This window comes from Actinoplanes couchii, from assembly GCF_016862075.1.
GTDB lineage: Bacteria > Actinomycetota > Actinomycetes > Mycobacteriales > Micromonosporaceae > Actinoplanes > Actinoplanes couchii.
Map to the genome: position 1 here is coordinate 79,996 of NZ_BOMG01000064.1, position 12,621 is coordinate 92,616.

Genomic DNA, 12,621 nt, shown 5'->3' on the forward strand with positions numbered 1-12,621 from the left:
GATCTACTCCTGGTCGAGTAAGTGCTTCTTCGACTGCCACCACTGCTCCTCATGCGCGTAGGCGCGAACCTCGTAGGCCGCGCGGTCCGCTTCCTTCCAGGGGAAATCCATTCCGCCGCGCAGTTCGTCGAGGTGGAATCTCTCATGCGCCAACGTCCGAGCCGGCTGTTCCTCATCCATGAACGCGTCACGGGCCAGCTTGATATCGCCGTTGGGCATCGTCACCCCGTAGAACTCCTTGCCGGGCCCTGACCCTCGCCGGACCTTGTCCAAGGAGAAGCGGACACCGCTCATGTCGATTCCGAACTTCTCTGCGACCGCCAGAACGTTCTCCCTGCTCATCAGTAGCCTCTGTCCGTTACGGACGATACCGTCGCCCTCCCGGAACAGGCCGTCCCCCGCCCCCTCCGCAGAGACATTCCCGCTGGAAGACTCGCTGTGGCTGGCCGACGCCGCAACCGGGTCGGTCCGGTGGAGTCGTCCGAGCAGCTGCTTGAGCCGGGCAAGGATGCCGGCGAGTTCGTCGAGTTTGCCGTTCAGACGGCGCAGACTGTTGAGCAGTGCCCGGATGAAGTGCTGGATCCGGTTGACCCACCTGGCGACCAGGGTGGCGACCTGAGCGGCCACCACCGGAGTAGCCAATCCGAGCGTGACGCCCTCCTCGGCCAACCACTGCGGCAACCGCACAGCGAGCGTCGCGACGAACTGGGCGATCAAGTCACGCACGATCTCGCGAACCAACCCGACGAGGAGGCCAGCACCTTCGACCGCGTACGAGATAGCGTTCGTGACCGTCGCGATCCCGTCGACAGCGGCGAGTTGCTCACCGGCATGGGCGCGGTAAGCGTCGCCGGACGCGCCGAGCCATTCGGCAGTCTGCATCTGGATCGCGGCCGCGTACTGCTGATGCGCTTCGCTGGCCGAGGCTGAGACGTTGCGCCAGGTCGCCGCATGCGCGGCTATCTCGTCCGGCTTACCCGCAAGCCAATCCAGGGCATCCCTGAGCGGCTTGACATGCTCCATCAGCCAGCCGACACCCAGGCGAACAGCGAGCCGAGCGGATCGACCGCCACCGCCAGGGCATCCAGGCTCCCGCCGGCCCCGGCGAGGGTGGTGTCGACCCAGCTGTTGTTCTGGATGCCGTCGCTGATCTGCCGGGCGTCCTCGACCAACCCCAGCCCGGTAGACCAGGTTGTCGAACTCTGCGACCGCGCGACCAGCGGATTGTCACTCACAACAGCGACTCGGTCCCTCGGCCCGTCTCAGTCAACCGGTCGGCATTGTCGACATCAGTGGCTTCGATCGTCGCCGCAATGACACGGAGCTTGAGCGCCGTCTCCGACAAAGCGTCCACCGCACCGTTCATGACATCCACGGCACCGCCGAACAACGGCTCCAGCAAACCGGGCAGGAACTGGCAGAGTTCCCCGTACGCCTGCCGGTCCATGCTCACCTCGCGCACCGCCGACCGCGCCGCCGCCATTCGCTCAGCGACTTCGCCGACCGCGGCCGCGTGTTGCCGCACCACTTCCGGCGGGAACCGCATCCCGGCGTTCACCGCTCGTCCTGCCTGTCCGGCTCCGGAAACCGGGCCTCGAACGAGCCGATCACCGCACGACCGGCCTCGCTGTCCGCGCCCACCGTCGCCTGAACCTGCTCAGCCACCCGGGCTGCCAACACAGCCTGCGCCCGCCGCATCACGGCCAAGATCTCACGGCCCAACAGCGGGCCGGACAAATCATGCACTCGATCGTCCAGATCAAGGGCCTCCACCTGGCCCGCCGGCCCGACCGTCACCCGGATCGCCCCGGCGAGCCCTTCCGCCGAACCGGTCAGTGCCGCCACCCGCCGCGACAACTCGATACTGCGCTCGGCCTGCGCATCAACCTGCGACACCCACGAATCCAGCCACTCCTCCGCAGCATCGAGATCGTTCACTGGAGCCTCACCTTCACCGGCGACCAGCCCACGCTATCGACACCGCGCCAGGCAGAAAAGACGCCGAGCCCGGGATCCTGAAGAGCCCGGGCCACCCGCCGCGAATTCGATGGTCATAAATATGAATGTCGATCTGGTTGCGGGACGGGCGGGGCTCGAATCCACGACCGAGGGATCACGTGTCCCGCGGTCACCCGTCCTGGGACAGGACGAGGTCCGCGTACACCCCGCCGGCCCGGAGCAGCTGGTCGTGGCGGCCCTTCTCGACGATGTCGCCGTCCTTCATCACCAGGATCAGGTCCGCGTGCCGGATCGTGGAGAGCCGGTGCGCGATGATGAAGGTCGTGCGGCCCGCCTGCAGGGCCGCCATGCCCCGCTGGACCAGCATCTCGGTGCGCGTGTCGACCGAGCTGGTCGCCTCGTCCAGCAGCAGCAGGACCGGCTCGGCCAGGAAGGCGCGGGCCAGCGTGATCAGCTGCCGCTCGCCGGCGCTGAGCCCGGTGGCGTCCTCGTCCAGCTTCGTGTCGTAACCGTCCGGCAGGGTCCGGACGAACGAGTCCAGGCCGGTCGCCCAGCCCGCCTTGGCCACGTCGGCGCGGGTGGCACCCTCCCGGCCGTAGGCGATGTTGTCGGCGATCGACCCGGCGAACAGCCAGGTCTCCTGGAGCACCATGCTGGTCCGGGACCGCAGGTCGGCCCGGGTCAGCCGGGTGATGTCGTGGCCGTCCAGCAGGATCCGCCCGCTGTTGACCTCGTAGAAGCGCATCAGCAGGTTGCCGAGTGTGCTCTTGCCCGCGCCGGTGGGCCCGACCACGGCCACCGTGCTGCCCGGCTCGACCATCAGGGTCAGGTGGTCGATCAGCGGCTTCTCCGGGTCGTACCGGAAGGACACGTCGCGGAATTCGATCCGGCCCCACAGGTGGCCGGGCTGCACCGGGATCCCGGTGTCCGGCACCTGTTCCCCGGCGTCCAGGAAGTCGAAGATGCGGGCCGCCGACGCGACACCGGACTGGAGGCGGCCGGAGGCGTCGGCGAGCTGACCGACGGGCTGGCTGAACTGGCCGGAGTACTGCACGAACGCCTGCACGTCACCGAGCGACAGGTTGCCGGTGACCACCCGCAGGGCGCCGACGGCGGTGACCGCGACGTAGGTGAGGTTGCTGACGAACATGATCGCCGGTTCGATCGCGGCGGAGATGAACCCGGCCCGGGCGGCGGCGTCGCGCAGGTTCTCGTTGTTCGCGTCGAAGTCCCGTTCGGCGCCCTCCCGCTGGTCGAAGACCTTGACCAGCGAGTGGCCGCTGTACGTCTCCTCGGCGTGCGCGTTGAGGGTGCCGGTGGCCGCCCACTGCCGCTCGAACATCGGCTGCGACTTCATCACCAGCCGGGACACGATGATCCCGGAGAGCGGCACGCCGGCCAGCACCACCACGGCGAGCAACGGCGAGACGTAGAACATCACGCCGAGTACGACGATGACCGCGATCGGCGCGGTGACGAGCTGGCCGAGCGCCTGCTGCAGGGTCTGCTGCACGTTGTCCACGTCGTTGGTGACCCGGCTGATCAGGTCGCCGCGCGGGTTGCGGTCGAAGTAGGCGAGCGGCAGCCGGGCCAGTTTCTCCTGCACCCGTTCGCGCAGGTCGGCGATGGCGAGCTGGACGGCGCGGGCCGCCATCCGCTCCTGGGCCAGTTTCACCGCGGACGCCACCAGGTAGAGCACGGTGGCGATGGCGAGGAGCCGGCCGAGGGCGGTGAAGTCCACCCCGCTGCCGGGCACCAGGTCGACGGTGGACAGCACGTCGGCCAGGGTGTCGTCGCCGTCGGCCCGGTATCCGGCGATCACCTCGTCGCGGGACACGCCGGCGGGCAGGTTCCGGCTGACCGACCCGGCGAAGATCAGGTCCAGGGCCCGGCCCAGCAGCAGCGGCCCGGCCGCGTTGAGGACCACCCCGAGCAGCCCCATCAGCGCCATCACGATGATGCGCCCCCGGTACGGGCGCAGCAGCCCGAAGACCTGCGCCACCCCGGTCCCGCCCGGCTGCGGCGGGGATTCCGGCGCCGGTTCCGGCGCGGGTTCCGGCTCGACCCCCAGGTCGTAGGGCCGGGCCCCGAACATGGAGGCGCGGTGCCGTCCGCCGGTCCATCGCCTGGCCCCGCTCATCGGAGGACCCCCTCGGGCTGGAGCTGGGTGGCGGCGATCTCCTGGTACGTACGGTTGGTCGCGATCAGCTGGTCGTGGGTGCCCGCGCCGATCAGCTCGCCCCGGTCCAGCACCAGGATCCGGTCGGCGTTGCGGATCGAGCTGATCCGCTGCGCCACCATCACGACCAGGGACTGTTCGGTCTCCCGGGCCAGGGCCGCGCGGACGGCCGCATCGGTGGACGCGTCCAGCGCCGAGAAGCAGTCGTCGAGCAGGTAGATCTTCGGCTTCCGGACGAGGGCGCGGGCGATGGTGAGGCGCTGCCGCTGGCCGCCGGAGATGTTGGTGCCGCCCTGGGACAGCTCCGCCGCCAGGCCGCCCTCCATCTTGCGGACGAAGTCGCTGGCCTGGGCCACGTCCAGGGCGTGCCACAGCTCCTGGTCGGTGGCGTCCGGGTTGCCCAGGCGCAGGTTGCTCGCGACGGTGCCGGAGAACAGGTACGCCCGCTGCGGCACGATGCCGACCAACCGGCGCAGTTCGGGCGGATCCAGTTCCCGCACGTCCACCCCGTTCACCCGGACCGACCCGGACGTGACGTCGATCAGCCGCATGATCATTTCCAGCAGGGTGGTCTTGCCGGAGCCGGTGCTGCCGACCACGGCGACGATCTCGCCCGGAGCGGCCACCAGGTCGATGTCGGTCAGGATGGGCCGCTGCGCGCCCGGGTACCCGAACCCGGCGGACCGGATCTCCAGCAGGCAGGCCGGGCTCGCGGCCCGTGGCGTGGCCGGTGCCAGCACGTCCGGCTCGGAGCGCAGCACCTCGGTGATCCGCCGGGCCGAGGCCTCGGCGCGCGGCATGTTCAGGAAGACGAGCATCGCCGAGATGGTCGCGATCAGGATCAGCGCCTGGTAGCCCATGAACGCGTTCAGGGTGCCGACCTGCACCTGACCGCCGTCCACGCGGATCGCCCCGGCCCACAGCAGGGCCACCGTGAACAGGTTCATCACCAGCAGCACGACCGGGAACATCGCGGCGGTGAGCCGGCCGACCTTCAGCGAGACGGCCAGCAGACCGGCGTTCGCCTCGGCGAACCGGCGGCGCTCGTGGTCGTCCCGGACGAACGCCCGGACCACCCGGACACCGGTGATCTGCTCGCGCAGCACCTGGCCGATGCCGTCCAGACCGTCCTGCATCCGCGCGTAGAGCGGGGACATCCGCACCAGGATGACCGAGGCGGTGATCGAGACGGCCGGCACGATCAGGGTGATCAGCCAGGCGAGGGGGACGTCGGAGCGCAGCGCGAGCACGACGCCGCCGATCCCGAGGAACGGGGCGGCCAGCGCGACGTTCAGGGCGGTCAGGACCAGTTCCTGCACGTGCTGGACGTCGTTGACGGTACGGGTGACCAGCGAGGAGGTGCCGTATCGGGCGGCCTGGTGCGCGGACAGGTCGTGGGTGTGCCGGAACACGGCGCCGCGCAGGTCCCGGCCCACCGAGGTGGCCGTCCGCGTGCCGATCCAGACGGCGACGACGCTGACCGCGACCTGCACGGCGGCGATCAGCACCATGGTCACGCCGGTGGTGACGATCCGGTTCCGGTCACCGGCCACCACACCGTTGTCGATCACGTCAGCGGTCAGCGCGGGCAGCGCCAGCGTGGCTCCGGTCTGGACCAGTTGCAGCAACAGCAGCAGGAAGACCGCACCCCGGTACGCCGGCAGATGGGCGCGCAGCAGTCGGAGCAGATTCAACAACAGACCTCTCGCCGAACGATCCTCGCCCGAGAGGCTGCCACCGGTGGATCTAGAGAATTCCTAGGAGTTCCGGCGGGCATGCTTCGGCGTACGATCACCGTCCCGACCCCGAAAGGCACTGATGGCCCTCCGTCTCGCCAGCCTCAACATGCACTGTGGACTGGATCACCGTGGTGTGCCGTTCTCCGTCAAACAGGCGGTCACGACGCTGAACACCGATGTCGTCGTCGTCCAGGAGAACTGGCGGGTGCACGGCTCGGACAGCCTGGCCGCCACCGCCGCGGCCGACTGCGGCTACCCCTCGTACACCGAACTGGATCTGGTCCCGGACACTCCCCTGGCCGACCTGGAGGTGGTCGACGGCACCGCCCCGGACGAGACCGGGGCGTGGGGCCTGGCCGTGCTGAGCCGGGTGCCGTGGGACCGGCAGTGGACCGTCGCGATCGGCGCCGCGCCCGGCGACGTGGTCGGCGAACGTACCGCGCAGGTGATCGAATTTCCCGAGGTCCGTGTCGTCAACGTGCACCTGACCCACCGGTTGCTGCACGGGCCGGCGCAGTTGCGGCGGCTGCTGGCCGCGCTGCGCGCCGACCCGAGGCCGACCGTGCTGGCCGGCGACCTGAACATGTGCCGTCCCACGGTCCACCTGGCCCGCGGGTTCCGCCCGGCGGTGCGCGGCCGGACGTTCCCGGCCCGGTTCCCGGTGGCCCAACTGGACCACCTGCTGGCCGGGCCGGGCGTCACGGTCACCGCCGCGGCGGTGGGCCCGGCGGTGGGTTCGGACCATCTGCCGGTACGGGCGACGATCGGCTGAGCTCAGACCATGCCGGGGCGCGCGCACAGTGGACGCGGGCGGCCCGGGCGCGGGACGTCCGCCGCCGGGACCAGTCCGGGGATGGCCGCCAGGGCGCTGCGGCGGCGTACGCCGAGTTTGCGGTAGATCCGGGTGAGGTGTTGTTCCACGGTGCTCGCGGTGAGGAACAGCCGCCGGGCGATCTCCCGGTTCTTGTAACCCTGTGCGGCCAGTTCGGCGACCCGGCGCTCGGCGTCGCTGAGCTGGGCCAGTCCCCGCGCCTCGGCCGGGTCGACGGGTGGCCCGCCGAGCCCGCCGGCGGCCAGTTCGGCCAGCAGCAGCCCGGCGCCGCTGTCGGTGGCGATGCGCCAGGCCCGTTGCAGTGGCGCGTACGCGTACTCCGGCTGTCCCGCCTCGGTGAAGGCCCGCCCCAGCTCGGCCAGGCATCTGGCGAGTTCGAGGCGGTCGCCGCTGCGCTCGGCCAGTGTGATCGCCTCGCGCAGCGATTCGGGGCGGCGGCCCGGCCCGACCGTGCCGGCCAGGATGCGCAGCGCCCCGGCCCGGATCCGGGGGCGGTCCCCGCCCGGCCCGCGCAGCTGCCGCCCGGCCAGTTCCCGGGCCGCGGCCGGCTCGCCGAGGGCCAGGTGCGCGCGGGCCGCGTCGAGCATCCACGGGGACAGTCCCGGATGGTCGGCGCCCCACGAGCGCTGGATCTCCCCGGCGGCCAGGAACTCGCCGAGGGCGGCCCGGGACCGCCCGGTGGCCAGGAAGTGTTGCCCGCGGGCGCGTAGATAGATCAGCCCGTACGGGGTGCGGCTGATCGCCTGCGGCAGGGTGGCCCGCAGACGGTCCGGCACCTCGGCGTGCCGGCCCTGCTCGGTCAGCGACTCCAGCACGGTGGCCAGCGGCATCCCGATCAGCACGCCCCAGCTCGCCGGGGTGAGCAGGCACAGCGCGGTCTCCGCGGACTCCTCGGCGGTCCGCAGTTCGCCGCGGCGCAACTCGACCCGGGCGCGGGCGGCGATCAGCAGGGCCTCGGCCACCCGGCTGGACGAGCGGCGGGCGGCGGCCAGCAGGTCGGCGAACCAGCCGGCCTCGGTGTCCAGGGTGCCGGCGCCGTCCAGGGCGAGCAGCGACATCTGCAGGGGTTCCAGGGCACCCCGGTGCAGCGCGAGGCCCTGCAGCACCGCGCCCGGGTCGGCGTCGGCACGCAGCCACGGGTGGGTCGCGGCGACCTCGTCGAGAGCGGGCGCCCCGGTCCGGGCGCCGAACGCGCCCGGGTAGAGGCGGCTCAGCCAGGCGTCGGTGACCGCGCCGTCGATGCCCGGGTCGGGGCGGGCGGCGAGCAGCTCACTCGCCTCTTCGATCCGGCCGTGCCAGGCGAGCCGGCGGACCAGCACGGCGGTCGCCGGGGACGGCAGGCCGTCGGTGCGGGCCAGTTCGGTCAGGGCGCCCACCGCGGCGGCCGGGCGGATCCACCAGTCCAGGTCGGTCAGTTCGGCCGCGACGGCCGGGCTGTCCGTGCCCTGCCGGGCGGTGTGGAGGAACTCCCGGGCCTCGGGCTCGGCGCTGAGGGCGACGGCCTCGGCGGCGGCCTCGCGCAGGGCGGCGACCGCCCACGGTTCGAGGGTGCCGCCGGCGGCGACCAGGTGCCGGGCGACGGCCCGGATCGGCTCGCCCTCGGTCAGCAGTTTGCGCGCGGCCTGCAGGTGCAGCAAACGTCGCTCGCCGTATTCCAAAGGGCCGGATCCGTGGTTTCCGTCGCTGGCCACAGCCTCTGTCACCGGGTCCTTTCCGTACGATTGAACCGCACGGCCAACCGTCGGCAATGACGTGGAAAACTCTCGCTGAATGGCGATGTGCGCACGATTCGATCGACGGTTGACCGGCCCAAACCCTAGCAACGGCCCCGCTCGTCGACAGGCTGGCGTTCGGTCATTGCCCGCGCGGACACAATCCATTGCCCACCCGTACTCACCGGTGCTCTTTCTTTCCGGCAGCTCCGGCGAGCCATGTTTACGTAAACATATTCAATTCTCCCGGGTCAACCGGGGAGCCGGCCGAAGTCTAAGGAATTCACCGGTGCCCGGCATGGGATCAACATGGGGTGAACCCTTCGACCGCACCCGACGCCCGTCCTGTGCTGTTCGTCAGCCTGCCGGAGAGCGGCCTGCTGAACCCGATGCTGGTGCTGGCCTCCGAGCTGGCCGGCCGGGGAGTGCCGGACCTCTGGTTCGCCACCGACGAGCCGCGCCGCGAGGAGGTGGAGAGCATCGCCGGCGACACCTCGGTCCAGTTCGCATCGCTGGGTGAGGTGGTTCCCGAGCTGTCCGCCGTCACCTGGGACGACGACATCTACCGTCAGGTCACCCAGAAGAGCCGGTTCAAGGCGCACCGGGCGGTCATCCGGCACACCTACCGGCCGGACCTGCAGGCGGCCAAGTTCCGGGCGCTGGCCGAGGTGGTGGACAAGATCCAGCCCTCGCTGATGGTGATCGAGTCGCTCTGCGGCTTCGCCATCGACCTGGCACTGACCCGCAAGATCCCGTTCGTGCTGAGCGTCCCGTTCCTGCCCAGCAACATCCTGACCTCGCACAACCCGTTCGCCGCCTCCTACACGCCGAAGGGCTTCCCGGTGCCGCACTCCGGGCTGCCGGCCCGGATGACAGTCGGCCAACGGGTCCAGAACACCCTCTTCAAGCTGCGTACGCTGGGCATCTTCTTCGAGCCGGCGATGGGCAAGGTGCTCTCCGAGGACGCGAAGATCCGCAAGGAGCTGGGCCTGACCGCGCCCAGCCCGATGACCCGTGTCGACGAGGCCCGGCTGATCCTGTGCGCCTCCATCCCGGAGCTGGACTACCCGTTCACCGTCCCGGAGAAGCTGAAGCTGGTCGGCGCGGTGCTCCCGCCGCTGCCCGAGGCGTCCTCGGACAACGACGTGACGCAGTGGCTCGACGCCCAGGACTCGGTGGTCTACATGGGCTTCGGCACCATCACCCGGCTCACCGCGGCCCAGGTCGGCGCACTGGTCGAGGTGGCCCGCCGGCTCGACGGCAGACACTCGGTGCTGTGGAAACTGCCCACCGAGCAGCAGCATCTGCTGCCGCCCGCCGCCGAACTGCCGGCCAACCTGCGCATCGAGAACTGGCTGCCCTCACAGCTCGACGTGCTCGCCCACCCGTCGGTGAAGGTGTTCTTCACCCACGGCGGCGGCAACGGCTTCCACGAGGGTGTCTATTTCGGCAAGCCCCTGCTGGTACGGCCGCTCTGGGTCGACTGCTTCGACCAGGCGGTCCGTGGCCGCGACGCGGGTGTCAGCCTCACCCTGGACGATCCCCAGGTCGTCGACCCGGACGACATCGTCGGCAAGCTGACCCGGATCCTCACCGAACCGTCCTTCACCCAGCGTGCCGAGGAACTCGGCGCGCGCCAGCGCGAGGCCGGCGGCGCCCGGACCGCGGCCGATCTGATCATCCAGGTGGTACCCCGATGACCTACCATTACCCGGTTTCCATGCCGTCCCTGGACGGCCGTGAGCTGGAGTACGTGACCAGCACGATCAGCGACGGCTGGATCTCGTCGCAGGGCCCGTACGTGGCCCGCTTCGAGAAGGCCTTCGCCGACTACAACGGCGTCGCGCACGGGGTCGCCTGCTCGTCCGGCACCGCGGCGCTCACCCTGGCGCTGCGCGCGCTGAACGTGGGCCCGGGCGACGAGGTGATCGTGCCCGAGTTCACCATGATCGCGTCGGCGTGGGCGGTCACCTACACCGGCGCCACCCCGGTCTTCGTGGACTGCGGTGACGATCTGAACATCGACGTCACCCGGATCGAGGAGGCGATCACCCCCCGGACCAAGGTGATCATGCCGGTGCACGTCTACGGACGGCGCTGCGACATGGACGCGATCATGGACCTGGCGTTCCAGTACAACCTGCGCGTGGTCGAGGACTCGGCCGAGGCGCACGGCGTCCGGCCGGTCGGCGACATCGCCTGCTTCTCCCTGTTCGCCAACAAGATCATCACATCCGGCGAGGGCGGCATCTGCCTCACCGACGACCCGGTGCTGGCCGGCCAGATCGGGCACCTGCGGGCGATGGCGTTCACCGCCGACCACAGCTTCCTGCACAAGAAGCTGGCCTACAACTTCCGGATGACCGCGATGCAGGCCGCGGTGGCCCTGGCCCAGACCGAGCGCCTGGACGACATCCTGGCCCGGCGCGCCGGGATCGAGAAACGCTACGACGACGGCCTGCGTGACATCCCCGGCATCACCCTGATGCCGCCGCGCGACGTCCTCTGGATGTACGACGTCCGGGCCGAGCGCCGCGACGAGTTGCTCGCGTACCTGACCGGACAGGGCATCGAGACCCGGCTGTTCTTCAAGGCGATGAGCCGCCAGCCCGGCTACCTGGACGAACGCTGGCCGACCCTGAACGCGACGAGGTTCAGCGAGGACGGCTTCTACCTGCCCACGTACACGTCCCTGGCCGACACCGACATCGACCACATCGTGGCCAAGGTCCGCGAGTTCTACGAGAGGCCGGCATGACAGACACCGATGACCAGCTCGTCGTCGACTTCCCGCTGCGCAAGGAGGGCGAGGAGTTCCCGCCGCCGCGCTACGCGGAGTACCGGCAGCGGGAGGGCCTGGTCCTGTCCTACCTGCCGGACGGCAAGCCGGTCTGGCTGGTCACCCGGCACGCCGCCGTCCGGGAGATCCTGACCAGCAAGAAGATCAGCTCCAACCCGGACCGGGAGGGCTTCCCCAACATCGGCGAGACCATGGGCGTGCCGCGCCAGGACCAGATCCCCGGCTGGTTCGTCGGCCTGGACTCCCCGGACCACGACCGGTTCCGCAAGGCGCTGATCCCCGAGTTCACGGTCCGCAAGGTGCGCGAGATGCGCCCGGCCATCCAGGCCGTCGTGGACCGGGTGATCGACGACATGCTCGCCGCCGGGAACGAGGCCGACCTGGTCAACGACTTCGCCCTGCCGATCCCCTCGCTGGTGATCTCCGCGCTGCTCGGCGTCCCGGAGGCGGACCGCGAGTTCTTCGAGTCCCGGACCCGCACCCTGGTGTCGATCCGCACCTCCACCGACGCGCAGCGTGACACCGCCAGCCGGGAGCTGCTGCGCTACATCAACCGGCTCATCGAGATCAAGTCGAAGTGGCCCGGCGACGACCTGCCCAGCCGGCTGCTCGCCGGTGGTGTCCTCGAGCCGCGGGAACTGCCCGGTGTGCTGCTCCTGCTGCTGATCGCCGGGCACGAGACCACCGCCAACAACATCGGCCTGGGCATCGTCTCGCTGCTGGAGAACCCGCAGTGGATCGGCGACGACCGGGTGGTCGACGAACTGCTGCGCCTGCACTCGGTGGCCGACCTGGTGTCGCTGCGGGTGGCGGTCGAGGACGTGGAGATCTGCGGTCAGACGATCAAGGCCGGCGAGGGCATCGTGCCGCTGGTCGCCGCGGCCAACCACGACGAGACGGTGTTCGCCTGCCCGCACGCGTTCAACCCGGAGCGCAGCGCCAAACAGCACGTCGCCTTCGGGTACGGCGTGCACCAGTGCCTCGGGCAGAACCTGGTCCGGGTCGAGATGGAACTGGCGTACCGAACCCTGTTCGAGCGCGTCCCCGGCCTGGAACTCGCGATGGGCCCGGAGGGTCTGCCCTACAAGTACGACGGCGTCCTGCACGGCCTGCACACGCTGCCGGTCCGTTGGTGACGGAGGAGACGAGATGCGCATCACGGTGAAGACCGAGACCTGCGTCGGCGCGGGACAGTGTGTGCTGTCCGCGCCCGACGTGTTCGACCAGGACGACGACGGGCTGGTCACGGTGCTGGACGCCGAGCCCGGCCCGGAGCATTCCGACGACGTGAACCTGGCGTGGCAGCTGTGCCCCTCGGGTTCCATCACGGTCACCGAGCCGGCCGTCCAGGACTAGCAATTTCCGGCACCCCCTCCTGATGGGATGGGGCGCCATGCGAG

12 protein-coding genes are annotated in these 12,621 nt (G+C 70.3%); 5 read left to right on the forward strand and 7 right to left on the reverse strand.

The window, feature by feature from the left end; all coding sequences use genetic code 11:
* Positions 1–3: 3 nt before the first annotated feature.
* From Aco03nite_RS26150 to Aco03nite_RS26170, 6 genes are all read right to left on the reverse strand, one after another.
* Positions 4–1,023 carry a WXG100 family type VII secretion target gene (locus tag Aco03nite_RS26150; RefSeq protein ID WP_239145436.1) on the reverse strand — a complete coding sequence of 340 codons (1,020 nt, stop codon included), beginning with the start codon at positions 1,021–1,023 and terminating at the stop codon, positions 4–6.
* Positions 1,023–1,235: a hypothetical protein gene (locus tag Aco03nite_RS53150; RefSeq protein WP_239145437.1), complete on the reverse strand. Its 213-nt coding sequence runs from the start codon at positions 1,233–1,235 to the stop codon at positions 1,023–1,025. The genes Aco03nite_RS26150 and Aco03nite_RS53150 overlap by 1 nt, the downstream gene beginning before the upstream one ends.
* Positions 1,232–1,558 carry a type VII secretion target gene (locus tag Aco03nite_RS26155; protein ID WP_203798830.1) on the reverse strand — a complete coding sequence of 109 codons (327 nt, stop codon included), beginning with the start codon at positions 1,556–1,558 and terminating at the stop codon, positions 1,232–1,234. Before Aco03nite_RS26155 ends, Aco03nite_RS53150 begins: the two co-directional genes overlap by 4 nt.
* Positions 1,555–1,938 (reverse strand): YbaB/EbfC family nucleoid-associated protein, encoded by a 384-nt coding sequence (locus tag Aco03nite_RS26160; RefSeq protein ID WP_203798832.1) that lies wholly within the window; start codon positions 1,936–1,938, stop codon positions 1,555–1,557. The genes Aco03nite_RS26155 and Aco03nite_RS26160 overlap by 4 nt, the downstream gene beginning before the upstream one ends.
* A gap of 190 nt (positions 1,939–2,128) precedes the next feature.
* Positions 2,129–4,099 carry an ABC transporter ATP-binding protein gene (locus Aco03nite_RS26165; RefSeq protein WP_203798834.1) on the reverse strand — a complete coding sequence of 657 codons (1,971 nt, stop codon included), beginning with the start codon at positions 4,097–4,099 and terminating at the stop codon, positions 2,129–2,131.
* Positions 4,096–5,832 carry an ABC transporter ATP-binding protein gene (locus Aco03nite_RS26170; protein ID WP_203798836.1) on the reverse strand — a complete coding sequence of 579 codons (1,737 nt, stop codon included), beginning with the start codon at positions 5,830–5,832 and terminating at the stop codon, positions 4,096–4,098. Before Aco03nite_RS26170 ends, Aco03nite_RS26165 begins: the two co-directional genes overlap by 4 nt.
* 124 nt (positions 5,833–5,956) lie before the next feature.
* On the opposite strand from Aco03nite_RS26170, the gene Aco03nite_RS26175 reads away from it, so the two are divergent.
* Entirely contained in the window at positions 5,957–6,649 is a 693-nt protein-coding gene (locus tag Aco03nite_RS26175) for an endonuclease/exonuclease/phosphatase family protein (protein WP_203798838.1), read from the forward strand.
* Positions 6,650–6,651: 2 nt separating this feature from the next.
* Here Aco03nite_RS26175 and Aco03nite_RS26180 read toward each other — a convergent pair whose 3' ends face one another.
* Positions 6,652–8,346, reverse strand: coding sequence for a helix-turn-helix transcriptional regulator (locus Aco03nite_RS26180; RefSeq protein ID WP_239145438.1), 1,695 nt, complete (start codon positions 8,344–8,346; stop codon positions 6,652–6,654).
* A 389-nt stretch (positions 8,347–8,735) separates the two neighbouring features.
* Between Aco03nite_RS26180 and Aco03nite_RS26185 the strand changes: the two genes are divergently transcribed.
* Genes Aco03nite_RS26185 through Aco03nite_RS26200 form a run of 4 tightly spaced genes read left to right on the forward strand, consistent with a single transcriptional unit; the run spans position 8,736 to position 12,577 of the window.
* On the forward strand, positions 8,736–10,121 hold the full coding sequence (locus Aco03nite_RS26185) for a glycosyltransferase (protein ID WP_239145439.1): 1,386 nt from the start codon (positions 8,736–8,738) through the stop codon (positions 10,119–10,121).
* Positions 10,118–11,179 carry a DegT/DnrJ/EryC1/StrS family aminotransferase gene (locus Aco03nite_RS26190; RefSeq protein WP_203798842.1) on the forward strand — a complete coding sequence of 354 codons (1,062 nt, stop codon included), beginning with the start codon at positions 10,118–10,120 and terminating at the stop codon, positions 11,177–11,179. The genes Aco03nite_RS26185 and Aco03nite_RS26190 overlap by 4 nt, the downstream gene beginning before the upstream one ends.
* The gene (locus Aco03nite_RS26195) at positions 11,176–12,357 is read left to right on the forward strand and encodes a cytochrome P450 (RefSeq protein ID WP_203798844.1); all 1,182 of its coding nucleotides are present in this window, start codon (positions 11,176–11,178) and stop codon (positions 12,355–12,357) included. The genes Aco03nite_RS26190 and Aco03nite_RS26195 overlap by 4 nt, the downstream gene beginning before the upstream one ends.
* Before the next feature lie 13 nt (positions 12,358–12,370).
* Positions 12,371–12,577, forward strand: coding sequence for a ferredoxin (locus tag Aco03nite_RS26200; RefSeq protein WP_203798846.1), 207 nt, complete (start codon positions 12,371–12,373; stop codon positions 12,575–12,577).
* Positions 12,578–12,621 lie beyond the last annotated feature (44 nt).